Annotated in this window: 22 protein-coding genes; 6 read left to right on the top strand and 16 right to left on the bottom strand. The window is 72.9% G+C overall.

Annotation, left to right across the window (positions count from 1 at the left end; translation table 11 throughout):
• Window positions 1–119: 119 nt before the first annotated feature.
• The 3 genes from ACH4K1_RS14615 to ACH4K1_RS14605 all read right to left on the bottom strand — a co-directional run bounded on the left by ACH4K1_RS14615 (window position 120) and on the right by ACH4K1_RS14605 (window position 2819).
• Window positions 120–983, bottom strand: a complete 864-nt coding sequence (locus ACH4K1_RS14615) for a MetQ/NlpA family ABC transporter substrate-binding protein (protein WP_398089516.1) — start codon at window positions 981–983, stop codon at window positions 120–122.
• Between the two features lie 82 nt (window positions 984–1065).
• Window positions 1066–1737 carry a methionine ABC transporter permease gene (locus ACH4K1_RS14610; protein ID WP_073769828.1) on the bottom strand — a complete coding sequence of 224 codons (672 nt, stop codon included), beginning with the start codon at window positions 1735–1737 and terminating at the stop codon, window positions 1066–1068.
• Complete coding sequence (locus ACH4K1_RS14605) at window positions 1734–2819, bottom strand: methionine ABC transporter ATP-binding protein (RefSeq protein ID WP_398089515.1); 1086 nt, start codon at window positions 2817–2819, stop codon at window positions 1734–1736. Before ACH4K1_RS14605 ends, ACH4K1_RS14610 begins: the two co-directional genes overlap by 4 nt.
• A 620-nt stretch (window positions 2820–3439) precedes the next feature.
• On the opposite strand from ACH4K1_RS14605, the gene ACH4K1_RS14600 reads away from it, so the two are divergent.
• The gene (locus tag ACH4K1_RS14600; protein WP_398089514.1) at window positions 3440–3799 is read left to right on the top strand and encodes a hypothetical protein; all 360 of its coding nucleotides are present in this window, start codon (window positions 3440–3442) and stop codon (window positions 3797–3799) included.
• A 1-nt stretch (window position 3800) separates the two neighbouring features.
• Window positions 3801–4241: a hypothetical protein gene (locus ACH4K1_RS14595; RefSeq protein ID WP_398089512.1), complete on the top strand. Its 441-nt coding sequence runs from the start codon at window positions 3801–3803 to the stop codon at window positions 4239–4241.
• Between the two features lie 36 nt (window positions 4242–4277).
• Here ACH4K1_RS14595 and ACH4K1_RS14590 read toward each other — a convergent pair whose 3' ends face one another.
• The 3 genes from ACH4K1_RS14590 to ACH4K1_RS14580 form a co-directional block, all read right to left on the bottom strand.
• A complete protein-coding gene (locus tag ACH4K1_RS14590; protein ID WP_398089510.1) occupies window positions 4278–4781 on the bottom strand; it encodes a GNAT family N-acetyltransferase in 504 nt (167 codons plus the stop codon).
• Window positions 4782–4827: 46 nt separating this feature from the next.
• On the bottom strand, window positions 4828–5358 hold the full coding sequence (locus tag ACH4K1_RS14585; protein WP_398089508.1) for a sigma-70 family RNA polymerase sigma factor: 531 nt from the start codon (window positions 5356–5358) through the stop codon (window positions 4828–4830).
• 122 nt (window positions 5359–5480) lie between these two features.
• Complete coding sequence (locus tag ACH4K1_RS14580; protein WP_398089506.1) at window positions 5481–6635, bottom strand: glycerophosphodiester phosphodiesterase; 1155 nt, start codon at window positions 6633–6635, stop codon at window positions 5481–5483.
• A gap of 263 nt (window positions 6636–6898) precedes the next feature.
• On the opposite strand from ACH4K1_RS14580, the gene ACH4K1_RS14575 reads away from it, so the two are divergent.
• The gene (locus tag ACH4K1_RS14575; RefSeq protein ID WP_030088450.1) at window positions 6899–7570 is read left to right on the top strand and encodes a 1-acyl-sn-glycerol-3-phosphate acyltransferase; all 672 of its coding nucleotides are present in this window, start codon (window positions 6899–6901) and stop codon (window positions 7568–7570) included.
• 72 nt (window positions 7571–7642) lie between these two features.
• Here ACH4K1_RS14575 and ACH4K1_RS14570 read toward each other — a convergent pair whose 3' ends face one another.
• Window positions 7643–9187, bottom strand: coding sequence for an MFS transporter (locus ACH4K1_RS14570; RefSeq protein WP_398089504.1), 1545 nt, complete (start codon window positions 9185–9187; stop codon window positions 7643–7645).
• Complete coding sequence (locus ACH4K1_RS14565; protein ID WP_398089502.1) at window positions 9184–9735, bottom strand: TetR/AcrR family transcriptional regulator; 552 nt, start codon at window positions 9733–9735, stop codon at window positions 9184–9186. The genes ACH4K1_RS14570 and ACH4K1_RS14565 overlap by 4 nt, the downstream gene beginning before the upstream one ends.
• A 322-nt stretch (window positions 9736–10057) precedes the next feature.
• On the opposite strand from ACH4K1_RS14565, the gene helR reads away from it, so the two are divergent.
• The gene (gene helR / locus ACH4K1_RS14560; protein ID WP_398089500.1) at window positions 10058–12223 is read left to right on the top strand and encodes an RNA polymerase recycling motor ATPase HelR; all 2166 of its coding nucleotides are present in this window, start codon (window positions 10058–10060) and stop codon (window positions 12221–12223) included.
• Window positions 12224–12344: 121 nt separating this feature from the next.
• Here the strand turns inward: helR and ACH4K1_RS14555 are convergent, their stop codons facing one another.
• The 3 genes from ACH4K1_RS14555 to ACH4K1_RS14545 all read right to left on the bottom strand — a co-directional run bounded on the left by ACH4K1_RS14555 (window position 12345) and on the right by ACH4K1_RS14545 (window position 16170).
• Window positions 12345–13316 (bottom strand): aldo/keto reductase, encoded by a 972-nt coding sequence (locus ACH4K1_RS14555; protein WP_398089498.1) that lies wholly within the window; start codon window positions 13314–13316, stop codon window positions 12345–12347.
• Between the two features lie 109 nt (window positions 13317–13425).
• A complete protein-coding gene (gene argH, locus ACH4K1_RS14550; protein WP_398089497.1) occupies window positions 13426–14853 on the bottom strand; it encodes an argininosuccinate lyase in 1428 nt (475 codons plus the stop codon).
• A 123-nt stretch (window positions 14854–14976) separates the two neighbouring features.
• Entirely contained in the window at window positions 14977–16170 is a 1194-nt protein-coding gene (locus tag ACH4K1_RS14545; RefSeq protein WP_398089495.1) for an argininosuccinate synthase, read from the bottom strand.
• Between the two features lie 166 nt (window positions 16171–16336).
• On the opposite strand from ACH4K1_RS14545, the gene ACH4K1_RS14540 reads away from it, so the two are divergent.
• Window positions 16337–17620 (top strand): hypothetical protein, encoded by a 1284-nt coding sequence (locus tag ACH4K1_RS14540; RefSeq protein ID WP_398089493.1) that lies wholly within the window; start codon window positions 16337–16339, stop codon window positions 17618–17620.
• Between the two features lie 152 nt (window positions 17621–17772).
• The gene (locus ACH4K1_RS14535) at window positions 17773–18483 is read left to right on the top strand and encodes a L,D-transpeptidase (RefSeq protein ID WP_398089492.1); all 711 of its coding nucleotides are present in this window, start codon (window positions 17773–17775) and stop codon (window positions 18481–18483) included.
• A gap of 10 nt (window positions 18484–18493) precedes the next feature.
• Here the strand turns inward: ACH4K1_RS14535 and ACH4K1_RS14530 are convergent, their stop codons facing one another.
• The 5 genes from ACH4K1_RS14530 to argC are packed head-to-tail and all read right to left on the bottom strand — an operon-like array spanning window position 18494 to window position 23399.
• Window positions 18494–19030 (bottom strand): arginine repressor, encoded by a 537-nt coding sequence (locus tag ACH4K1_RS14530; RefSeq protein WP_019764598.1) that lies wholly within the window; start codon window positions 19028–19030, stop codon window positions 18494–18496.
• Between the two features lie 25 nt (window positions 19031–19055).
• On the bottom strand, window positions 19056–20297 hold the full coding sequence (locus ACH4K1_RS14525; RefSeq protein WP_398089490.1) for an acetylornithine transaminase: 1242 nt from the start codon (window positions 20295–20297) through the stop codon (window positions 19056–19058).
• Window positions 20294–21223 carry an acetylglutamate kinase gene (gene argB / locus ACH4K1_RS14520; protein ID WP_398089488.1) on the bottom strand — a complete coding sequence of 310 codons (930 nt, stop codon included), beginning with the start codon at window positions 21221–21223 and terminating at the stop codon, window positions 20294–20296. The genes ACH4K1_RS14525 and argB overlap by 4 nt, the downstream gene beginning before the upstream one ends.
• Complete coding sequence (gene argJ / locus ACH4K1_RS14515; protein WP_398089487.1) at window positions 21220–22374, bottom strand: bifunctional glutamate N-acetyltransferase/amino-acid acetyltransferase ArgJ; 1155 nt, start codon at window positions 22372–22374, stop codon at window positions 21220–21222. The genes argB and argJ overlap by 4 nt, the downstream gene beginning before the upstream one ends.
• Window positions 22371–23399, bottom strand: coding sequence for an N-acetyl-gamma-glutamyl-phosphate reductase (argC, locus tag ACH4K1_RS14510; protein ID WP_398089485.1), 1029 nt, complete (start codon window positions 23397–23399; stop codon window positions 22371–22373). Before argC ends, argJ begins: the two co-directional genes overlap by 4 nt.
• Window positions 23400–23431 lie beyond the last annotated feature (32 nt).

The following is a 23431-nucleotide window of genomic DNA, read 5'->3' as shown; positions in this document are numbered from 1 at the left end:
CGGTTAAAAGCACAGCATGCAGCATCGGGGTGGTGACGCGCATGGGCGGGGGCGCACCGCAAAGCCCCGCGCCCGCCGGGCGGCGGAAGCGGGGCCCCGGGTCAACTGCCGGGCGGGGGTCAGGACTTGGCGGGAGCGCCGAAGGCCGGGACGATCGAGCCCTTGTAGGTGTCCTCGATGTACTTCTTGACCTCGTCGGAGTTGAGGAGCTTGGCGAGCTTCTCGACGCGCGGGTCCTTCTCGTTGCCCTTCTTGACGGCGAGGAAGTTGGCGTAGGGGTTGCCCTCGGCCTTCTCCAGGGCGAGGGAGTCCTTCGCCGGGGAGAGCTCGGCCTGGATCGCGTAGTTGCCGTTGATGACGGCGGCGTCCACGTCGTTCAGGGCGCGGGGGACGGTGGCGGCCTCCAGCTCCTTGAACTCCAGGCCCTTCTTGTCGGTGATGTCGCTCAGCGTGGCGCTGGTGCCGACGCCGTCCTTGAGGGTGATCAGACCGTTCTCGGCGAGCAGCTGGAGGGCGCGGCCCCCGTTGGTGGTGTCGTTGGGGACGGCTATGGTCTGGCCGGCCTTGATGTCCTTGAGGTCCTTGACCGTCTTGGAGTAGAGGCCGAGCGGCTCCAGGTGCACGTCGACCACCGGCACGATGGTGGTCTTCTGCTTGGCGTTGAAGTCGTCCAGGTAGGGCTTGTGCTGGAAGAAGTTGGCGTCGACCTGGCCGTTCTGCGTGGCGGTGTTCGGCAGGACGTAGTCCGTGAACTCCTTGACCTCCAGCTTGAGGCCCTCCTTCGCCGCCAGGTTCTTCTCGACGAACTCCAGGATGTCGGCGTGCGGCGTCGGGGACGCGGCGACGACCAGGGCCTTGGAGGTGTCGGCGCCGGCTCCGGTCGCGCCCTTGGAGGCGGGGTCGGAGTCCGTACCGCAGGCGCTCAGCCCCAGGGCGAGGGCGGCGGAAGCTGCGGCAGCGGTGATCTTGATGTTCTTGCGCACGAAAAGTGCCTCTTTCTTGTGGTGGAGCGCCCGGACAAGGAGTTCGGGCTCGGTGAGGAAGGAAAGTTCTGGGGGCCTGGCCTCAGGAGGCGGTGCGGCCGCGGCGGGCCAGCAGCCGGACGGCGAGGTCGCCGATGAGCTGGACGACGGTGACGATGACGATCAGCAGCGCGACGGTGATCAGCATGAACTGGTTGTCGAAGCGCTGGAATCCGTAGGTCACGGCCTTGGAGCCGAGCCCTTCGCCGCCGACCGCGCCGGCCATCGCGGAGTAGCCGATGAGGACGATGAGGGTGGTGGTGACACCCGAGACGAGCGAGGGCAGGGCCTGCGGGAGGAGCACCTTGCGGACGATCGTGGGAATGGAGCCGCCCATCGACTGGACCGCCTCGACGAGCCCGTGGTCCACCTCGCGGATCGCCGTCTCGACGAGCCGGGCGAAGAACGGGATGGCGCCGACGGCGAGCGGCACGATCATCGCGGTGGGGCCGATGAAGGTGCCGACGACCCAGGTGGTGAAGGGGATGAGGGCGATCAGCAGGATGATGAAGGGGAGCGAGCGGCCGATGTTCACGACCACGCCGATGACCTTGTTCACCACGGTGTTCTGCAGCAGTCCGCCCTTGTCGGTGAGGACCAGCAGGACGCCGAGCGGCAGGCCGCCGACGACGGTGGCCAGTGCGGACCACAGCACCATGTAGAGGGTGTCGACGGTGCCCTGGGTCAGCAGGGGCTGCATTTCGGACCAGGTCACTTGGCGACCTCCTCGGTGAGCGGGGCGGGCGTCCGCTCCGGTACGGCGGTGGCTCCGGGGGGCGTCTCCGGGGCGGTCCCGTCGTCGACGACCTCGGCCTGGAGGCCCTGCTCGCGCAGGAACCCGATGGGCACGACGTTCTCCTCGAAGCGGCCGGGCAGCTCGATGCGCATGCGGCCGATCTGCTTGCCGCCGACGGTGTCCATCGCGGCGCCGAGGATCGAGATGTCGATGTTGTACGTACGGGAGAGCTGGGAGATGACCGGCTGCGAGGCCGACTCGCCGTGGAAGGTGACGTCGACGACTGTGCGGTCCGGGCCGGAGGCGGCGCCGCCGACCGGGAACAGCTCGTGGGCCAGTTCGGAGCCGGGGGTGGCGAGGAGTTCGCCGACGGTCCCGGACTCGACGATCCGGCCGCGCCGCATGAGCGCCGCGGAGTCGCAGACGGTCTTGACGACGTCCATCTCGTGGGTGATGAGGAGGACGGTCAGGCCGAGCTGCCGGTTGAGGTCGCGCAGCAGCTGGAGGATGGAGCGGGTGGTCTCGGGGTCGAGTGCGGAGGTCGCCTCGTCGGAGAGCAGCACCTGAGGGTCGCCCGCGAGGGCGCGGGCTATGCCGACGCGCTGCTTCTGGCCGCCGGAGAGCTGACCGGGGTAGGACTTCGCCTTGTCCGCGAGGCCGACCAGGTCGAGCAGTTCACCGGCCTTGCGGGTGCGTTCCCGGCCGGAGACGCCGAGGATCTCCAGCGGGAGTTCCACGTTGTCCAGGACGGTCCGGGAGTCCAGCAGGTTGAAGTGCTGGAAGACCATGCCGATGCGGGTGCGCGCCCGGCGCAGTTCGGCGCTCGCCCGCCGGCCGCGGCCGGCGAGGGCGGTGAGGTCCCGGCCGGCCACCGTCACGGTTCCGGAGGAGGGGCGTTCCAGGAGGTTGACGCAGCGGATGAGGGAGGATTTCCCGGCGCCGCTCTGTCCGATGACGCCGTACACCTCGCCTTCGCGGACGTGGAGGTCGACGCCGTCGAGTGCGGTGACCTCACGGTCGCGCGACTGGTAGACCTTCGTGAGGCCCGTCGTGGTGATCACAGGGGTTTCCGTCACTGTCGAGTGCGCGGCGCGGTGTCCGCCGGGCACGGGGCGTTCGTCTGAAGAGACTGTTCGGGCCGGTCGGCCGTGGTCTCGGCATGGCTGTACGCGGCGGTCCGCCGGGGTGGCACATGCGCGGGCGCGCTCGTTCCGCAGGGCGCGGACGGCGCAGGCTCGGTCTCGCTTCGGGGCGCGAGGCTCAGGCGGGGGCCCTCAGAAGGCGCGCATTCGACACATACAACGAGCACCGGGCGTGCTGATCGCCTCGGTCGCAAAGGTGCGGCTGCTCGTCGTGGTCATGGGCCAAGTAAAACAGACGTGAGGCCGCCGCGATCCCGGCTGTCCGCATAGCGGACAGCGCCGGACACCTGGACGCCTCCCTTCCGGTTCACCGGCCGGACCTCTCCCGTACGGCTGTGACCTGCGAAGACGCGGGGCGGTGGGGGTCTGCCCGGGAGGGGGCGCCGGGGCGCTTCGGCGGCCCGGGAGCGGAATCCCCTCCCCCGGTTGTGGTCAAGGCCACCCTCCGCGTCCACGGCCCGGCGCCGCGGGGCGGGCCCCCCTCCACGGTCGCCGGGGTCGCACGCGGAGGGGCGTTCCGTCCGTAATACCCTCACTACATGCTTGACGCCCTGACGGTCGCGGTCGCCGTGGCCGCGCTCGCCCTCGCCGCCTGGTGCGGACACGCCGCCTACCGGGACCAGCCGACGAAGGACTGGCACTTCATCGGGATGGCGGTCGTCACCGTGCTGGCGCTGGCCCAGCTGGTGGTGGGCATCGTGCAGCTGGCCCGCGGGGAGCGGCCGGAGCAGGGGATGGCGGTGTTCATCGCCTATCTGGTCGGCTCGTTCGCCGCCGTGCCCGCGGCCGGGTTCCTGTCGCTGACCGAGCGGACCCGATGGGGTTCGATCACGGTGGCGGCGGGCGCGGTCGTACTGGCGGTTCTGGAGGTCCGGCTCTATGACATCTGGGGAGACTGACGTGAGCGACACCGACCGCCCCGAGGTGGCCGCGGCCCCGAAGCCGCCCTTCGAGCTGGGCACCGGTCCCGGCCGGGTCCTGGTCTGGTTCTACGGGGTGTTCACCGTCGCGGCGGCCTCGCGGACGATCGTCGAGATGGCCAGGGGCTTCGACCGGGCGCCGCTGGCGTACACGCTCTCGGCCGTCGCGGCCCTGGTGTACGGCTTCATCACGTACTCGCTGGTGCGCGGCGGGGAGAAGGCCCGCCGGGCGGCGCTGGTGTGCTGCGCGGCCGAGCTGCTGGGCGTGCTGGTCGTCGGCGCGTGGACGCTGGCCGATCCGGCCGCCTTCCCGGACGCGACCGTGTGGTCGGACTTCGGGATGGGCTACCTCTTCATCCCGGTGATCCTGCCGGTCACCGGGATGATCTGGCTGCGCCGCGCGAAGACGGTCGCGGTCTAGCGAAGCCTTCCCGGCCCCGCCGCGCGCGGCGCACGGTCAGGCGCTGGCCACGAAGTCCCGGTCGGCGGCGTCCTTCTCCAGCAGGATCATCCGGACGCCGTCGGCTCCGGTGACGGCCCCGACCCGGGCGTAGCCGGCCCGCCGGTAGAGCCGCAGGTTGGTCTCGCTGCGGTGCCCGCTGTGCAGCCGGAACCGGGTCGCCGCCCGCTGCGCCGCCAGCGCGGCCTCGGCGGCGAGCAGCAGCCGGGAGCCGAGGCCGTGCCCCTGGAGGCGGGGGTGCACGCAGAGCTTGCCGATCTGCCCCGCGCCGTCGGGATCGGTGAACCCGCGGACCGAACCGACGACTTCGTCCCCGAGCCGGGCCACGAACACCAGGTCGTCGGCGACTTCGGCGTGCAGGGACGCGAGGCTCTGGACGAGCGGGGCGATCCGGTAGTTGTCGTACAGCTCGGCTTCGCGCTGGAAGCAGAGGTACTGCAGTCTGAAGATCTGCTCGACGTCCTGTGCCGTCGCCGCCGAGATGGTCACGCTCATGCCCATGTGTGCACGCCTCCCGCTCACCTGTCCGCCGGTTGCCTCACGCTCCCTATCCCCGCACGGAGGGAGCGACAACCTCCGCAGCCAGCATTCTGCGCAGACATCCAAGGCAACGGGAACGGATCGGGCCCAAACTCCCCTGTGACATACCCAACTCCCCTGCGATTTCCCGGTAGGTCGGGTCGCCGGGGGCGAGCAGCGCTTCCAGCACCCCAGGGCAGCGGCCGGGCAGCCGGGCCAGGGCGGCGCGGAGCGCCCGGCGTTCGGCGGCTCCGAGCGCGGCGCGTTCCGGGCAGTCGGCCGGCCCGGCGGCGGGTTCCGTTCCGGCGTACGGGCGTTCGCGCAGGGCCGTACGCCGACCGCGGCGGGCCTCCGCCCGGACGGTGTCGCGCACCCAGCGGGCCGCGTCGGCGGGTGGACCGGCGGCCGGCCGCTCCAGCAGCCGTACCCACACGGCCTGTTCGAGATCGGCGGGGTCGACCCCCGCGGCGGGGGCCTCGGCCCTCGCCTCCGCGCGCACCAGGGGGTGTAACGCGCGGACGACGAGGGCGGGGTCGTGGTCGTGGTGGAGAAGCGTCATGCCCCGGCGGACGTGCCGCGACGCCCCCCGGTTGCGGCGGACGCGCCGTACCACCCGTCCGGGGCACACCGGGGCGGGCGGCTGACGGATCGTCGCGCCCGCCCCGTCCTCCTCCGGCCGGGTCAGCGTCCGGCGTGGTCCGCAGCCGCCAGCAGGGCCGTGTCGGGCTGATCGGCGAAGATACCGTCGATGCCGGTAGCGAAGTAGGCGGCACAGGCCCCGAACACGTCCCCGTAGCCGTTGGGGTCGGTGCCGCGCCGGAAGTCGGCGGGCAGGAAGGCGTTCTCGTTGCGCAGGGTGTACGGGTGCAGCAGCAGGCCCTCGGCGTGCGCGTCCCGCACCAGCGTGGTCGGGGTGGTGAGCCGCCCCGCGGCGTCCTTCGGGATGACCAGGTCGAGGGTCGGGCCGATGCCCTGGGCGAAGGAGGCCATCCACGCCAGCCCGGCGGGCTTCACCAGGTCGGCGACGGTGCGCGGGTCGCCGGACCGGACGAAGTCCCAGGGGCGCGTCTTCGCGCCGGACAGCAGCACGATGCGGGGGGTGTCGACGAGCCGCGCCAGGCGCTGGACCGAGGTGGGCTCGAACGACTGGAGGATGAGCGGCGAGTTCCTCCGGTCCCGGCCGTGGCGGCGCAGCAGCCGGGCGAGCGGCTCCTCCAGGCCGAGGCCGAGCTCGCGGAAGTAGGTGGGGTGCTTGGTCTCCACGTACAGCCAGACCGGCTTGCCGCGCTTGCGGCCCTCCTTCTCCGCCCAGCGCAGGACCTCCTCGAAGGTGGGGACGGTCCAGCGGCCGTCGTAGAGGGCGTTGTCCGGGCGGTTGCCCGGGATGCGCTCCGTGGCCCGCAGCGTCTTCAGCTCGGCGAGGGTGAAGTCCTCGGTGAACCAGCCGGTGAGGGAGGCGCCGTCGATGCTCTTGGTGGTCCTGCGGCCGGCGAACTCGGGGTGGTCGGCGACGTCGGTGGTGGCGGTGATGTCGTTCTCGTGGCGGCAGACCAGGTGGCCGTCCTTGGTCGGCACGAGGTCCTGCTCGACGATGTGCGCGCCCATGTCGAGGGCGAGCTGATAGGAGCCGAGGGTGTGTTCGGGGCGGTAGCCGCTGGCCCCGCGGTGGCCGATCACCGTCGGCACCGGCAGGTCGCGCAGCGAGCCGTGGCCGCCGTGGCCGCGCCCCCGCTCGGCCGCCTGGGCGGCGGCGGGCAGGCCCAGGGCCGCGGTGCCGAGGACCGCGGCGCCCAGGAGGGCCCGTCGGCCGGGGGTCGTCCACGCACGCTCCGTCATGAATGCTCCTCGCTTGGTGATGTCCGGGACCGTTCGAGCGAGGCCCGATCGTAGGCTGGGAGACGTACGCGAGGGCAGACCTTCGGCCAACGTGGCGGAAACACATGTCAACACCGGGTATCCGCTCCGTGAACCCGATGTGCGATCAGCCCGTACCCGCGAGTATCGTCCTCACCTGCACCGACCCACATCCGTCGGCACCGGCCACCGCCCGGTGGACCCGTTCCACCGCGACAGGCCCGGCCACGACACCGGAGGAACCGTTGTCCCGTCTCACGGTCATCAAGGCAGTGCTCGGACCGATTCTGCGTTTGATGTTCCGCCCACAGGTGGAAGGCGCCGAGAACATTCCCGGGACCGGGCCGGTGATCCTCGCGGGCAACCACCTCACCTTCATCGACTCGATGATCATGCCGATCTGCTGCGACCGGCCGGTGTTCTACATCGGCAAGGACGAGTACGTGACCGGCAAGGGGCTCAAGGGGCGGCTGATGGCCTGGTTCTTCACCGGCTGCGGCATGATCCCGGTGGACCGGGACGGCGGCCGCGGCGGCGTCGCGGCACTCATGACGGGCCGCCGGGTGCTGGAGGAGGGCCAGGCGTTCGCGATCTACCCGGAGGGCACCCGCTCCCCCGACGGCCGGCTCTACCGGGGCCGTACGGGGATCGCCCGGCTGACGCTGATGACGGGTGCGCCGGTGGTCCCGTTCGCGATGATCGGGACCGACAAGCTGCAGCCGGGCGGCGCGGGTCTGCCCCGGCCGGGCAAGGTCACCGTGCGCTTCGGGGAGCCGATGGAGTTCTCGCGCTACGAGGGGATGGACCGCGACCGCTATGTGCTGCGGGCGGTGACGGACTCGGTGATGGCCGAGGTGATGCGGCTCTCCGGCCAGGAGTACGTGGACATGTACGCGACGAAGGCGAAGGCGGCCTGACCGCGCCACGCGACGACGACAGGAGGGCCCGCACCCCGGTACCGGGGTGCGGGCCCTCCTGTCGTACCCGGCCTACGGGTGCTCGGCGGATTCCTCCAGCTTCTGGCCCCGCAGCAGGAACCACGCGGCGACGGCCGCCACCAGCAGGACCGCCGCGCCGATGCCCGCGGCCGACCGCAGCCCTTCGACGAACGCCTCCTGGGCCGCCGAGACCAGCGGCCCCGCCTGGGCGGCGGGCAGGGCCCCGGCCGCCTCGACCGCTCCGCCCAAGGACTCGTGGGCGGCCGATTCCACGTCGGCGGGGATGCCGGCCGGCGTCGGGAAGCCCCGGTAGACGCCGGTGACGATGGAGCCGAGCAGGGCGATGCCGAGGGCCGCGCCCAGTTCGTACGCGGTCTCGGAGACGGCCGACGCGGAGCCCGCCTGCTCCTTCGGCACGCTGGAGAGGATCACGTCGGCGGTGACGGTGAAGGCGAAGCCAGCTCCGAGCCCGACGACCAGCAGCATGGCGCCGAGCAGCGGGTAGTCGGTGTGCTGGTCGAGCAGGGTCACGCTGCCCAGGGCCAGCCCGACGGCGGCGAGGCCGCCGGAGACCACGGAGCGGACCGCGAAGCGGCGGGCGGCGAACCCGGCCAGCAGACCGGCGGTCACCGCCCCGATGGCGGCGGGCAGTTCGGCGAGCCCGGCCTCCAGCGGCCCGCGGTCCTGCACCAGTTGCAGGAACTGGGAGAGGAAGAAGACCAGGCCCGACAAGCCGAGGATGGTCAGCAGGTCGGCGAGGACCGCCCCGGAGAAGCCCCGGTGGTGGAAGAGCCGCATGTCCAGCAGGGGCGCGGGCAGCCGCAGTTGCCTGCGGACGAACCAGACCAGCGCCCCCACTCCGACGGCCGCGGCCGTGATCGAGTCCCAGCCCGCTCCGTGCGAGGCCGTCTCCTTGATGGCGTAGACGACGCCGAACATGCCGGCCAGGGAGAGCCCGACGCTGGCCATGTCCCACGGGCCGGGGGCCGGGTTCTTCGACTCGGGGATCAGCTTGACGCCGACGACGACGAGGACGGCCATCACGGGCAGGTTGATGAGGAAGACCGAACCCCACCAGAAGTGTTCGAGCAGGAATCCGCCGACGACCGGGCCGACCGCCGCGCCCGCCGAGGCCATCGCCCCCCAGATCCCGATGGCGAGGCTGCGCTCACGCGGATCGTGGAAGAGGTTGCGGATCAGGGCGAGGGTCGACGGCATGAGGGTGGCGCCGGCGACACCGAGCAGCGCCCGGGCCACGATCATCATCTCGGGCGAGGTGGCGTACGCGTTGAGCACGGAGACCGCGCCGAACGCGACGGCGCCGATCAGCAGCAGCTTCTTGCGGCCGATGCGGTCGCCCAGGCTGCCCATCGAGACGAGCAGGCCGGCGATGACGAAGGAGTAGACGTCACCGATCCAGAGCAGCTGGGTTCCGGTGGGCTTCAGGTCCTCGCTGAGGAACGGGGTGGCCAGGCCGAGGACGGTGGCGTCCACGGCCACCAGCAGCACGGCGAGGACGAGGACCGCGAGCGCGATCCACCGCCCCGGACGGCGTACCGCGTCCATGGTGGGCCCGTTCCGGTCGCTACTGGTCATCGTTCCACGCTCCGGCGTACTCCGCCGAGCAGCAACTCGACGATCATGTGGGGGAAGTCCTGTGCGGCGACCCGGCCCGCCTGGACGGACCAGGCGGCGGTGCCGATGAGCCCGTAGAGGGCCTCGGTCAGCCAGGCGGGGGTGAGGTCGATGCGGAATTCGCCGCGTTCCTGGCCCCGGCGGAAGAAGGCGGAGACGCGGGCGTCGGCCCGGTTCCAGCCCTCGTTGACCTCGTCGCCCTCGAAGAGCTGGTTCTCGTTCACGAGGAAGGACATCAGCCCGGCGCTGGGCTCCACGGCGGCGATGAGGCGGCGCAGCCCCTCCTCGCAGGAGCCCTCGTCGAGCCGGGCGGCGTCCAGGGCCGCTTCGAACTCCTGGATGCCGAGGTCCTCCAGCGCCTTCACCAGGGCGTCCCGCCCGGCGAAGTGCCGGTGGAGGGTGGCCCGCCCGATGCCGGCCGCCCTGGCGACCTCGTCCATGGTGGCGGTCGATTTGCGGGACAGCAGGGCGGCGGCGCTGCGCAGCACCTGCTCACGATCGAGAGTCATGAGACAACCCTAACCCATATGAGACGTCATCGTCTCATCGAGGAGACGCGTCGGCGGCGCGGCGACTGGGCGAGAGGCGCGCGGGGGCGGGGCCTGCCGGAGGGAGGGCGGCGGAGGGGCGCGGCCGCCCGGAGGAAGGGGGCGAGGGAGGCGAAAGGCGCCGGAAAAGAAAAAGTGGCCGGAGGTGAATCCTCTCCTTGCCACTCTCAACTTATAGCGCATGGGGGGTCTTGCGGCAAGACCCCCCATATGCCGCAGAATCGTCCGCCGTAGCCGGGACGGGACGCCGCCCCCCTCACTCCCGCAGATCGGAACCGACGACGTGAACCCCCTGACCACCCGTGCGTTCGACCTCCCCGACCGCCTCTCCGCCAAGGCCGACCCGGCGCTGATCACCGACGACGAGCGGCACTTCGCGGACATCGCCCACTGCCTGGAGCAGTCGATCGCGGAGCTGACCGACCGGCTCGCGGCCGAGCGCCGCGCGCCCGGCGGGGCGAGCCGGCAGGCGATGGACCGGGACGTGGAGATCCACCGGCTGACCGCCCGGCTGCGCGCTCTGCGCCGGTTCGGCCTGGACCTGTGCCTGGGGCGCATGGTCGCCGCCGACGGCTCCGGCCCGGTGTACGTGGGGCGGCTCGGCCTGACCGACCACGCGGGCCGCCGGCTGCTGGTCGACTGGCGCTCGCCCGCCGCCGAGCCGTTCTTCGGGGCCACCCACGCCGAACCGATGGGCCTGGCGAGCCGCCGCCGCTACCGCTGGACCGGCGGGCGGGTCAGCGACTACTGGGACGAGGTGTTCGCGCCGGACGGCTTCGCCGGCCATGCCGCGCTGGACGACCAGTCCGCGTTCATCGCGAGCCTCGGCTCCGCCCGCTCGGCCCGGATGCGCGATGTGCTGGGCACCATCCAGGCCGACCAGGACGCCGTCATCCGGGCGGGCTCCCGGGGCACGCTCGTCGTCGACGGCGGGCCCGGCACCGGGAAGACCGTCGTCGCCCTGCACCGCTCGGCCTATCTCCTGTACTCCGACCCGCGCCTGGCCCACCGTCGCGGGGGCGTGCTGTTCGTCGGCCCGCACGAGCCCTATCTCGGGTACGTCGCCGACGTCCTGCCCAGCCTCGGGGAGGAAGGCGTACGGACGTGCACCCTGCGGGACCTGGTCGCGGAGGGCGCGACGGCGGGGGCCGAGAGCGACCCGGAGGTGGCGCGGCTGAAGGCGTCGGCGGAGCTGGTGAAGGCGGTCGAGGCCGCCGTCCGCTTCTACGAGGAGCCGCCCGCCGAGGGCGTACGGGTGGAGACCCACTGGTCCGACATCTGGCTGAGCCCCGCCGACTGGGCCGCCGCTTTCGGCGCGGCGGAACCGGGAACCCCGCACAACGAGGCGCGCGACCAGATCGCGGAGGAGCTGCTGACGATCCTCGTGGACAAGCACGACGGCGACGCGCCCGAGGAGCAGCTGCGCGCCTCGCTGCGGCAGAACCGGGAGCTGTCCGCCCTGCTCGACCGCGCCTGGCCGCTGATCGAGGCGGCCGACCTGGTCGGCGACCTCTGGTCCGTACCCGCCTATCTGCGCACCTGCGCCCCCTGGCTGTCCTCGGAGGAGGTCCGGCGGTTGCAGCGGGCGGACGCGCAGGCGTGGACCGAGGCCGACCTGCCGATCCTGGACGCGGCACGACAGCGGCTCGGGGATCCGGAGGCGTCCCGGCGCAGGCGTCGCCACGAGGCGGCGGCCGCCGCCGAACGCGAGCAGATGGACCGGGTCGTCGACAGTCTGCTCGCGGACGAGACCCTGGCCGACGCGGACGCGGACGGCGAGGGTGCGCTGGTGATGCTGCGCGGGGCGGACCTGCGGGAGACGCTGGCCACCGCCGACCGGCCGAGCGGGGCGGAGCCCGACCTGTTGGCCGGGCCGTTCGCCCACATCGTCGTGGACGAGGCGCAGGAGCTGACCGACGCCCAGTGGCAGATGCTGATCCGGCGCTGCCCCTCCCGGAGCTTCACCGTCGTCGGGGACCGCGCGCAGGCCCGCCACGGGTTTCCCGAACCGTGGCGGGAGCGGCTGGAGCGGGTCGGTCTCGACCGGATCACCCTCGCCTCCCTCACCATCAACTACCGCACGCCGGAAGAGATCATGGCGGAGGCGGCGCCGGTCGTCCGGTCCGTGCTCCCCGACGCCAACGTGCCGGTCTCCGTCCGCAGCAGCGGCATCCCCGTCGTCCACGGCCGCACCGAGGAGTTGGAGGCCGTTCTCGCACGGTGGCTCGCCGCGCACGACGACGGGAGTGCCTGCGTCATCGGCGCGCCCGCCTTCCCGGCGACGCCCAGGGTGCGGTCGCTGACCCCGGAGCTGGCAAAGGGCCTGGAGTTCGACCTGGTCGTCCTCGTCGACCCGGAGGGCTTCGGCGCGGGCGTCGCGGGAGCGGTCGACCGCTATGTGGCGATGACCCGGGCGACCCGGGAACTCGTGGTCCTGACGAGCTCCTGAGGCCGCCGGGCCCGGCGCGGGGGCGTGCCGACGCGGGCGGGCCCCGGGGCGGCGCGTACGGCGTCCGTCTCCGGGCACGCCGGCGCGGCAGGGCGCCGGGGCCCGCCGCCCGGTGCGGGGGTCAGTGCCAGGGCAGTCCCGCGCGGTGCCGCCAGTACGCCTCCGGCTCCTCGACCAGGGCGTCGAGGCCCGCCCGCTGCTCCTCGTCCAGATCGACGACGGCGGCGTGGAGGTTGCCGGAGAGCTGGGCCGCCGTGGCGGCTCCGGAGAGCACGACGTCCGCCCAGGGCTGGTGGAGGACCAGCGCGAGGGCGACCGCGTCGCCTCCCACCCCCGCCTCGGCGGCGATCTCCTGGAAGACGGCGGGCGCCTCCTCCCCGGCGAGGCGGCCGTTGGCCATCCCCTCCTTGACGATCACGGTGAGCCCGGCGTCGTGGGCCTCGGCGAGGGCGGGCGCGGCCGAGGTCTCCAGCGCGTTGTAGGTGGCCTGGACCGTACGGAAGAGGGGTTCGCCGTCGACCGTGACGGCGAGGGCGGCCCGGATCGCGTCGGCCTGGGCGGGCCCGCTGGTGGAGAGTCCGACGGTGACGCCGTCGGCGGCCAGGGCGGCGAGGCGGTGGAGCAGTTCCTTGTCGGTGAGCGCGGGGCTGTCCGGGGTCACGGAGTGGAGCTGGTAGAGGCTGAGCCGCTCCCCGAGGAGGTCCCGGGTCTCGGCGTACTGGCGCTCGAAAGCGGCCAGGCTGTGGTCCTTGACCTCGTGCCGCTCGGCGTCCACGCTCCAGCCCGCGGTGTAGGCGTAGCCCCATTTGGAGCCGACGACGAGATCGGTGAAGGAGGGCCGGGCGTTCAGCCACTCCGCGAGGAACTCCTCGGCGCGGCCGTAGGAGCGGGCGGTGTCGACGTACCGGACGCCCTGGGCGTAGGCCGCGTCCAGCAGTTCGTGGGTGCGGGCGCGCAGGGCCTCGGGGCCGCGGTCGGCGGGCAGGTCCCGGTCTCGGTGGAGGTTGATGTAGCCGGGCCTCCCGACGGCGGCCAGGCCCAGCCCGATGTGGGCGGTCGGGGTCGTCGCGGCGGCCAGGGCGGCGAAGGGCATCAGGGACTCCTCGGGTCGGGTTTCGGATACTCCTACCCCGGCGGGCACTGCCCGCGACACCCTTCGCCCATCCGGTGCGCCGCCGCGCCCGGCCGCGCCTGCGGGACTCCTACCGGCGGGCGGCCGCCCAGGCGTGCTGGGCGGCCAGGTCCTCCTTGACCTCGGCGAGCTGGACGGCGACGGCGGAGGGGGCCGTTCCGCCCCGGCCGTCGCGGGAGGCGAGCGCGCCCCGCACGTTGAGGACGGTGCGCACCTCGGGGGTCAGGTGTTCGGAGATCGCGGCGAACTGCTCGTCGGTGAGCTGGTCCAGCTCGATGCCGTGCCGTTCGCACTCCTTGACGCAGGCGCCGGCCACCTCGTGCGCCACCCGGAAGGGAACGCCCTGCTTGACCAGCCACTCCGCGACGTCGGTGGCGAGCGAGAAGCCGGCCGGAGCCAGCTCCTCCATGCGCTCGCGGTTGACGGTGAGGGTGGCCATCATGCCGGTGAAGGCGGGGAGCAGCACTTCGAGCTGGTCGCAGGAGTCGAAGACGGGCTCCTTGTCCTCCTGGAGGTCCCGGTTGTACGCGAGCGGGAGCGCCTTGAGCGTGGCGAGCAGACCGGTGAGGTTGCCGATGAGGCGGCCGGACTTGCCCCGGGCCAGCTCCGCGATGTCCGGGTTCTTCTTCTGCGGCATGATCGAGGAGCCGGTGGAGAAGGCGTCGTGGAGGGTGACGAAGGAGAACTCCTTCGTGTTCCAGATGATGACCTCCTCCGCGATGCGGGAGAGGTTGACGCCGATCATCGCGGTGATGAAGGCGAACTCCGCGACGAAGTCCCGCGAGGCGGTGCCGTCGATGGAGTTGGCGACGGAACCGTGCTCGAAGCCCAGGTCGGCGGCGACCGCCTCCGGGTCGAGCCCGAGCGATGACCCGGCGAGCGCCCCGGAGCCGTACGGGGAGACGGCCGTGCGCGCGTCCCACTGGCGCAGCCGCTCCGCGTCCCGGGAGAGGGACTGGACGTGGGCGAGCACATGGTGGGCGAAGAGGACGGGCTGGGCGTGCTGGAGGTGGGTGCGGCCCGGCATCGCGACGTCGGCGTGGGCCTCGGCGAGGCCGGTCAGCGCGCTCTGGAGGTCGGCGAGGAGACCGCCGATGATCCGGGCGTGGTCGCGCAGGTACATCCGGAAGAGCGTGGCGATCTGGTCGTTCCGCGACCGGCCGGCCCGGAGCTTGCCGCCGAGGTCGGGGCCGAGCCGCTCCAGCAGTCCGCGCTCCAGGGCGGTGTGGACGTCCTCGTCGGCGACGGTGCCGGTGAAGGAGCCGTCCGCGACGTCGGCCTCCAGCCGGTCGAGCCCGGCGAGCATCCGGGTCAGCTCGTCCTCGGTGAGCAGGCCGGCCTTGTGGAGGACGCGGGCGTGGGCGCGGGAGCCGGCGATGTCGTACGGGGCGAGCCGCCAGTCGAAGTGGACGGAGGCGGACAGCTTGGCCAGGGCCTCGGCCGGTCCGTCGGCGAACCTCGCGCCCCAGAGCCGGACGTCACCGTTGTTGCTGCTCACTGCGTGCTCCTTGGAAGGCGGGGGCCGGGCGAAGGCGTGGAAGACATGGACGAAGGCAGGGTGCGGATACGCGGCCGCCTCCCCGCCGCGTGGGAGGGGAGGCGGCTGTACAACGAGGGAGGGTCAGGCGAGGTCGCGCTTGGCGGCGATCTTGGAGGAGAGGCCGAAGATCTCGATGAAGCCCTGCGCCTTGGACTGGTCGAAGGTGTCGCCCGAGTCGTAGGTGGCGAGGTTGAAGTCGTAGAGCGACTCCTCGGACCTCCGGCCGGTGACGACGGCGCGGCCGCCGTGCAGGGTCATCCGGATGTCGCCGGTGACGTGCTGGTTGGCCTCGTTGATGAAGCCGTCCAGGGCCCGCTTCAGCGGGGAGAACCACAGGCCGTCGTAGACCATCTCGCCCCAGCGCTGCTCGACCTGCCGCTTGTAGCGGGCCAGCTCGCGCTCGACGGTGACGTTCTCCAGCTCCTGGTGGGCGGTGATCAGCGCGATCGCGCCGGGCGCCTCGTACACCTCGCGGGACTTGATGCCCACGAGCCGGTCCTCGACCATGTCGATCCGGCCCACGCCCTGGGCCCCGGCCCGCTCGTTGAGCTGCTGGATCGCCTGGAGGACGGTGACGGGGCGGCCGTCGATGGCGACCGGCACGCCCTCCTTGAAGGAGATGACGACCTCGTCGGCCTCGCGCGGGGCGGCGGGGTCGGAGGTGTACTCGTAGATGTCCTCGATCGGCGCGTTCCAGATGTCCTCCAGGAAGCCCGTCTCGACCGCCCGTCCGAAGACGTTCTGGTCGATGGAGTACGGGGACTTCTTGGTGGTCGCGATCGGGAGGTTCTTCTCCTCGCAGAAGGCGATCGCCTTGTCCCGGGTCATCGCGTAGTCGCGGACCGGGGCGATGCACTTCAGGTCGGGGCCGAGCGCGGAGATGCCGGCCTCGAACCGGACCTGGTCGTTGCCCTTGCCGGTGCAGCCGTGGGCGACGATCCCGGCGCCGTGCTTCCGGGCGGCGGCGACGAGGTGTTTGACGATGGTCGGCCGGGAGAGCGCCGAGACCAGCGGGTAGCGGTCCATGTAGAGGGCGTTGGCCTTGATCGCCGGGAGGCAGTACTCCTCGGCGAACTCGTCCTTGGCGTCCGCGACCTCGGCCTCGACGGCACCGCAGGCGAGCGCGCGCTTGCGGATGACGTCCAGGTCCTCGCCGCCCTGGCCGACGTCCACGGCGACGGCGATGACCTCGGCGCCCGTCTCCTCGGCGATCCAGCCGATGGCGACGGAGGTGTCCAGGCCGCCCGAGTAGGCGAGTACGACGCGCTCGGTCACGGGTTTCTCCTTACGGTGCAATCACTGATGGGTATAACTATGCGGTTGACCGTATGCTTTGTCAAAGTGGCAGGTCAGAGCGGTGGAACTAGGCCCATGAACGGATAATCTTGGTGCTTCTCGGCGCACAGGCCCCTAGCATCGGAGGTCGCTGAAGGGGGGCCGCGTGGACGGCTGGGACGAGGAGACCATGCGGGCCGTGGTGCGGGTGCGCGGGGGCGCGAGGCCCGCCGAGGCGTTCGACACCGCCTCGGCCGGGGCGTGGCTCGCCTTCGACGCGGGCGTACGGGTCGCGGGGGACCGCCCGTGGCTGCTGCCGGGCCCGCCCGGGGAGCAGGAGCGGCCGGCTTCGACGCTGCTGGACCGGCTGCGCGGGCGCGGAGGCTCCCGGCCCGCTCCCCCGGCCCCGCCGCCACCGCCCGCCGTCGCCCTGTGCGACCCGGACGGGCGGGTCCGGGAGGCGGCGCTGGACGCGGTCCGCTCCGCCCCGGAGCTGCGTCCGCTCCTGGTGGTGCGGTGTGCGGACTGGGCGCTTCCGGTCCGCGAGCGGGCCCGGGCGCTGCTCGCGGAGCTGCCGGGCGGCGACCTGTTCCCCCTGGCCGAGCTGATTCTGCGGCTGGCGCGGCGGGAGCGGGGCGGCTTCGCCCGCGATCTGCTGGAGACGACGCTCCGGGAGGGCGCGGCGGGCGAGGTGCTGGCCCTGACGTCCCACCCGGACCGGGCGACGTACCGGTGTGCGTACCGGATCGCGGTGGAGCGCGGGCTGCTGACCCCGGCGGAGCTGGCGGCCACGGCGGCGACCAGCGGGGACGTCACCCTCCAGGACCTGTGCGCGGCCGCCGCCGTCGCGGCGGGGGCAGGCCCGGAGGGCGCCGCGACGACGGATCCCGCGGTGCTGGACCGGCTGCTGACGGCCCGTTCGCCCCGGGTGCGTTCGGCCGGGGTGACCGCGCTGCGGCGGGCCGGGCGCCACCGCGTGGCCGAGCCGTACCTCGCCGACCGGTCCGCTCTCGTACGGGCCTGCGCGCGCTATGTGCTGCGGCAGGGCGGCGTCGATCCGCTCCCCCTCTACCGGGCCCGGTGCGCCGAACCGGCCGCGCAGCCGGGGGCCGCCGCCGGGCTCGGCGAGTGCGGCGACCGGTCGGTGGACGCCGAGGCGCTGTGGGCCCTGGTGGAACACCCGCTGCCCGCCGTACGGCTGCACGCGGTCACCGGCCTGCGGGCGCTGGACGCGGTCGTACGGGAACGGCTGACTCCGCTGTTGGACGATCCGAGCCCGGGCGTGGTGCGGGCGACGACACGGGCCCTGCTGCCGGACGCCGCCCTGATCCCGCAGCCCCTGCTGCGCGAGCGGACCGCGCCGGACCGGCCGCGCGCGGCGCGGGTGGCGGCGGAGCGGCTGCTGCGGGCGGCGGGGCGCCACCGGCGGGCGGAGCCGGGCCGCCGCTGAGCCCGGCTCACCCCTCTGCTGAGGGTTTCCACCGCACACAGCGGGACCGGCTCCGGACCGTACGGAGGCGGGGCGGGCGGCGCAGCGGGCCGCTGGGCCGTACGGAGCAGGCCCGGTGGGGCGACGCGACCGGCCGCCGTACGGTCCGGAGCATGCGCAGACCACTGGTGACCGCCGCCGTACTCATCGCCCTGGCCGGCTCCCTCGGGGCCGGGCCCGCCGACGCCGCCGACGTGCCTTTGCTGCCGGACCGGCTCGCGGACACCGGCGGCGGCTCCCAGCTGATCACCGCCGAAGCCCCGGACGCCGGCTCCACGACGGGCACGGTGACCTGGTGGGAGCGGCGCGGCGGCCGGTGGGCCGAGGCGGGGTCCGCCCCCGCGCGGTTCGGGGCGAACGGGCTGGCCGAGGGGGCGACCCGGGAGCAGGGCACCGGCACCACGCCGACCGGGCTGTACGGCCTGCCGTACGCCTTCGGCATCGAGGACGCCCCGGCGGGCACCGCGTACCCGTACCGGAAGGTGAACGACGCCTCCTGGTGGTGCCAGGACAACGACTCGGAGGCGTACAACCGCTGGGTGGAACCGCGCCCGGCCCACTGCCGGGCGGACGAGGCCGAGCACCTCGTCTCCTACGGCACGCAGTACGCCCGGGCGCTGGTGATCGGCTTCAACTACGAGCGGCCCGTACGGGGCCGGGGCGCGGGCATCTTCCTGCACGTGAACGGGGGCGGGGCGACGGCCGGATGCGTCTCGGTCCCGGCCGACGCCATGGCGGAGATCCTCGCCTGGGCGGACCCGGAGCGCGCGCCGCACATCGCGGTCGGGACCACCACGGGCCCGACCGCGATCACGCGCTACTGAACGGGGCGGCTCAGCGGTCGTTCTGAGCGAGCCTCAGCAGGTGGTCGGCGAGCGCCTGGCCGCCGTTCGGGTCGCGGCTGATGAGCATCAGCGTGTCGTCTCCCGCGATGGTGCCGAGGATGTCGTGCAGTTCGGCCTGGTCGATGGCCGAGGCGAGGAACTGGGCGGCGCCCGGCGGGGTGCGCAGCACCACGAGGTTGGCCGACGCCTCCGCCGAGATGAGCAGTTCGGCCGAGAGCCGGCGCATCCGCTCCTCCTTGGCCGAGCCCCCCAGCGGGGCCTGCGGGGTGCGGAATCCGCCCTCGCTGGGCACCGCGTAGATCAGCTCGCCGCCGGTGTTGCGGATCTTCACCGCGCCCAGCTCGTCCAGGTCGCGGGAGAGCGTCGCCTGGGTGACGCTCAGCCCGTCGTCGGCGAGGAGCTTGGCCAGCTGGCTCTGCGAGCGGACCGGCTGCCGGTTCAGGATGTCCACGATCCGGCGGTGGCGGGCGGTGCGGGTCTGCGGCACGGACGGTCCGCCGTGCTCGGTCTCCTGCGCCTCGGTCATCGTCGTCGCCTCATTCTCCGGAGGGTCATGCTCCGGATCGTCCGTCCCCGTGTGCCGCGTCGAGAGCTCCCGGCAGGATCTCCAGGAACGCGTCCACCTCCGCGTCACCGATGATCAGCGGCGGCATGAGCCGTACGACATCGGGGGCGGGCGCGTTCACCAGGAGGCCGGCTCCCTGGGCCGCCTGCTGCACCTGCGGTGCGAGGGGTCCGGTGAGCACGATACCCAGCAGCAGCCCCGCACCGCGGACGTGGGAGACCAGCGGGTGTCCCAGCGCCTCCACGCCGGCGCGGATCCTCTCCCCGAGCCGCTTGACCTCGTCGAGCGCGCCGTCGGCCCCGAGGGTGTCCAGGACGGCGAGTCCGGCGGCGCAGGCGACCGGGTTGCCGCCGAACGTCGTGCCGTGGTGCCCCGGCTTCAGCAGGTCGGCCGCCGGGCCGAAGGCGACGGCCGCGCCGATCGGCAGGCCTCCGCCGAGCCCCTTGGCGAGCGTGACGACGTCCGGCTCGACGCCCTGGTGGGCCTGGTGCTCGAACCACTGGCCGCAGCGTCCGACACCGGTCTGCACCTCGTCCAGGACCAGCAGCGTCCCGGTGGCCCGGGTGATCTCCCGGGCGGCTTCCAGGTAGCCCTTGGGCGGGACGACGACGCCGTTCTCGCCCTGGATCGGTTCGACGATGACGAGTGCGGTGTCGGTGGACACCGCCTCCCGCAGCGCGTCCGCGTCCCCGTACGGCACGTGGGTGACGTCGCCGGGGAGCGGGACGAACGGCTGCTGTTTGCCCGGCTGGCCGGTCAGCGCGAGCGCGCCCATCGTCCGGCCGTGGAAGCCGCCGTCGGTGGCGACCATGCGGGTGCGCCCGGTGAGCCGGCCGATCTTGAACGCGGCCTCGTTGGCCTCCGCGCCGGAGTTGGCGAAGAAGACCCGGCCCCGACGGCCGAACAGCTGGAGCAACCGCTCGGCGAGCGCGACGGGCGGCTCGGCGACGAACAGGTTCGACACATGGCCGAGGGAGGCGATCTGCGTGGAGACGGCCCGGACGACGGCGGGGTGGGCGTGGCCGAGGGCGTTGACCGCGATGCCGCCGACGAAGTCGAGGTAGCGGGCGCCGTCCTCGTCCCAGACGTGGGCGCCCTCGCCGCGGACGAGGGGCAGGCGGGGGGTGCCGTAGTTGTCCATCAGCGCGCCCTGCCACCGCGAGGTGAGCGCGGTTCCGGCCCCGCTTCCGGTCCCGCTTCCGGTGTCGGTTCCGGTACCGGTCGTCATGACTCCCCCTGTTCAGAACCTGTGTGTACGTCGATGGGGGCGTCCGGCACGACCATGGTGCCGATGCCCTCGTCGGTGAAGATCTCCAGCAGGATCGAGTGCTGGACGCGGCCGTCGATGACGCGGGCGGTCTCGACGCCGTTGCGCACGGCGTGCAGGCAGCCCTGCATCTTGGGGACCATGCCGCTGGACAGTTCGGGCAGCAGCTTCTCCAGCTGGCTCGCGGTGAGCCGGCTGATGACGTCGTCGCTGTGGGGCCAGTCCTCGTACAGCCCCTCGACGTCGGTGAGGACCATCAGCGTCTCGGCGTTCAGCGCGGCGGCGAGCGCGGCGGCGGCGGTGTCGGCGTTGACGTTGTAGACGTGGTGGTCGTCGGCGGAGCGGGCGATGGAGGAGACGACCGGGATGCGGCCGTCGTCCAGCAGCGCCTGGACGGCCCCGGTGTCGATGGCGGTGATCTCGCCGACCCTGCCGATGTCCACGGACTCGCCGTCGATGGTGGGCCGGTGCTGGGTGGCGGTGATGGTGTGGGCGTCCTCGCCGGTCATGCCGACGGCGAGCGGGCCGTGCTGGTTGAGGAGGCCGACCAGTTCGCGCTGGACCTGTCCGGCGAGCACCATCCGGACGACGTCCATCGCCTCGGGCGTGGTGACGCGCAGCCCGGCCTTGAACTCGCTGACCAGGCCCTGCTTGTCGAGCTGGGCGCTGATCTGCGGGCCGCCGCCGTGCACGACGACGGGCTTGAGCCCGGCGTGCCGCAGGAAGACGACGTCCTGGGCGAAGGCGGCCTTCAGCTCCTCGTCGATCATGGCGTTGCCGCCGAACTTGATGACGACGGTCCTGCCGTGGTGGCGGGTCAGCCAGGGCAGCGCCTCGATGAGGATCTGCGCCTTCGGGAGTGCGGTGTGCTTCCGCGCCGTCGTCATGAGCTGTACGCGCTGTTCTCGTGGACGTAGTCCGCGGTGAGGTCGTTGGCCCAGATGACGGCGGACTCGGAGCCGGCGGCGAGGTCGGCGGTGATCCTGACCTCCCGGTAGCGCATGTCGACGAGGTCGCGGTCCTCGCCCACCTGACCGTCCTTGCAGACCCAGACGTCGTTGATGGCGACGTTGAGCCGGTCGGGCTCGAAGGCGGCCTTCGTGGTGCCGATCGCGGAGAGGACCCGGCCCCAGTTGGGGTCCTCGCCGTGGATGGCGCACTTGAGGAGGTTGTTGCGGGCGATGGAGCGGCCCACCTCGACGGCGTCGTCCTCGGTGGCCGCGTTGACCACCTCGATCCGGATGTCCTTGGACGCGCCCTCGGCGTCCCCGATGAGCTGCCGGGCGAGGTCCGCGCAGACGGCCCGTACGGCCTCGGCGAACGCGCCCTGCTCCGGGGTGACGCCGCTGGCGCCGGAGGCGAGCAGCAGCACGGTGTCGTTGGTGGACATGCAGCCGTCGGAGTCGACCCGGTCGAAGGTGGTGCGGGTCGCCTCGCGCAGGGCGGCGTCCAGCCGCTCCGCGGGGACGTCGGCGTCGGTGGTGAGGACGACGAGCATGGTGGCGAGGCCGGGGGCGAGCATGCCGGCGCCCTTGGCCATGCCGCCGACGGTCCACCCCGCCCCGCCCGCGACGGCCGTCTTGTGGACGGTGTCGGTGGTCTTGATGGCGATGGCGGCCTTCTCGCCGCCGTGCTCGCTGAGGGCGGCGGCGGCCTGCTCGATGCCGGGCAGCAGCTTGTCCATGGGGAGCGGGACGCCGATGAGCCCGGTGGAGGCGACGGCGATCTCGCCCGCGCTGTGGCCCGGAAGCACCTCGGCGGCCTTCTCGGCGGTGGCGTGGGTGTCCTGGAAGCCCTGCGGCCCCGTACAGGCGTTGGCGCCCCCGGAGTTGAGGACCACGGCGGTGACCTCGCCGCCCTTGAGGACCTGCTCCGACCAGAGGACGGGAGCGGCCTTGACGCGGTTGGAGGTGAAGACGCCCGCGGCGGCGCGGCGCGGACCGTGGTTGACCACGAGGGCCAGGTCCGGGTTCCCGCTCTCCTTGATTCCCGCGGCGATGCCCGCCGCCGAGAACCCTTGTGCTGCCGTGACGCTCACGGTGCCACTCCGATCGTCGTGAGTCCTGTGTCCTCGGGGAGTCCGAGGGCGATGTTCATGCTCTGGAGGGCGCCGCCCGCGGTGCCCTTGGCGAGATTGTCGATGGCGCAGACGACGACGATCCGTCCGGCGGCGGGATCGTGGGCGACCTGGACCTGTACGGCGTTGGAGCCGTACACCGCGCCGGTGGCGGGCCACTGCCCCTCGGGCAGGAGCTCCGTGAACGGCTCGTCCGCGAACGCCTTCTCGTACACCGCGCGCAGGCTCTCCGCGCTCACGCCGGGCCGTGCCCTCGCGCTGCACGTGGCGAGGATGCCGCGCGGCATGGGGGCGAGGGTGGGGGTGAAGGAGACGGTGACCCGCTCACCGGCGGCGGCGCTGAGGTTCTGGATCATCTCGGGCGTGTGGCGGTGTCCGCCGCCGACGCCGTACGGGGTCATGCTGCCCATCACCTCGGAGCCGAGCAGGTGCGGCTTGGCCGCCTTGCCCGCACCGGAGGTGCCCGACGCGGCGACGATCACGGCTTCCGGCTCGGCGATGCCGGCCGCGTACGCGGGGAAGAGCGCGAGCGACACCGCGGTCGGGTAGCACCCGGGCACCGCGATCCGCTTGGCCCCGGCGAGCGCGGCCCGCCCGCCCGGCAGCTCGGGCAGCCCGTAGGGCCACGTCCCGGCGTGCGGGGAGCCGTAGAACGCCTCCCAGTCCCCCGCGTCCTTCAGCCGGAAGTCCGCCCCCATGTCGACGACGAGGACCTCCGGCCCGAGCTGCTCGGCGACGGCGGCGGACTGCCCGTGCGGCAGCGCGAGGAAGACGACGTCGTGCCCGGCGAGCACCTCGGCGGTCGTGGGCTCCAGCACCCGGTCCGCGAGGGGCCGCAGGTGCGGCTGGAGCGATCCGAGCGCCTGCCCGGCGTTGGAGTGCCCGGTGAGGGCGCCGATCTCGACCCCTGGGTGCGCCAGGAGAAGACGGAGCAGCTCCCCGCCGGCGTATCCGCTCGCCCCTGCCACTGCTGCTCGTACCGCCATCGGCAACCCTCCTGATCGATGGCATGACTATA

The sequence above is a fragment of the Streptomyces sp. NPDC017448 genome, assembly GCF_044330565.1.
GTDB lineage: Bacteria > Actinomycetota > Actinomycetes > Streptomycetales > Streptomycetaceae > Streptomyces.
The sequence above is the reverse complement of the archived record's forward strand: the minus strand, read 5'-3'. Positions and strand labels throughout refer to the sequence as shown.

What these genes read in the sequence shown, in the direction of transcription:
- ACH4K1_RS14600 (WP_398089514.1), top strand. Translation starts at nt 3,440, where the DNA reads ATGCTTGACGCCCTGACGGTCGCGGTCGCCGTGGCCGCGCTCGCCCTC.
- ACH4K1_RS14590 (WP_398089510.1), bottom strand. Translation starts at nt 4,781, where the DNA reads ATGGGCATGAGCGTGACCATCTCGGCGGCGACGGCACAGGACGTCGAG.
- ACH4K1_RS14585 (WP_398089508.1), bottom strand. Translation starts at nt 5,358, where the DNA reads ATGACGCTTCTCCACCACGACCACGACCCCGCCCTCGTCGTCCGCGCG.
- ACH4K1_RS14580 (WP_398089506.1), bottom strand. Translation starts at nt 6,635, where the DNA reads ATGACGGAGCGTGCGTGGACGACCCCCGGCCGACGGGCCCTCCTGGGC.
- ACH4K1_RS14570 (WP_398089504.1), bottom strand. Translation starts at nt 9,187, where the DNA reads ATGACCAGTAGCGACCGGAACGGGCCCACCATGGACGCGGTACGCCGT.
- ACH4K1_RS14565 (WP_398089502.1), bottom strand. Translation starts at nt 9,735, where the DNA reads ATGACTCTCGATCGTGAGCAGGTGCTGCGCAGCGCCGCCGCCCTGCTG.
- ACH4K1_RS14555 (WP_398089498.1), bottom strand. Translation starts at nt 13,316, where the DNA reads ATGCCCTTCGCCGCCCTGGCCGCCGCGACGACCCCGACCGCCCACATC.
- ACH4K1_RS14535 (WP_398089492.1), top strand. Translation starts at nt 17,773, where the DNA reads ATGCGCAGACCACTGGTGACCGCCGCCGTACTCATCGCCCTGGCCGGC.
- ACH4K1_RS14530 (WP_019764598.1), bottom strand. Translation starts at nt 19,030, where the DNA reads ATGACCGAGGCGCAGGAGACCGAGCACGGCGGACCGTCCGTGCCGCAG.
- ACH4K1_RS14525 (WP_398089490.1), bottom strand. Translation starts at nt 20,297, where the DNA reads ATGACGACCGGTACCGGAACCGACACCGGAAGCGGGACCGGAAGCGGG.
- argB (WP_398089488.1), bottom strand. Translation starts at nt 21,223, where the DNA reads ATGACGACGGCGCGGAAGCACACCGCACTCCCGAAGGCGCAGATCCTC.
- argC (WP_398089485.1), bottom strand. Translation starts at nt 23,399, where the DNA reads ATGGCGGTACGAGCAGCAGTGGCAGGGGCGAGCGGATACGCCGGCGGG.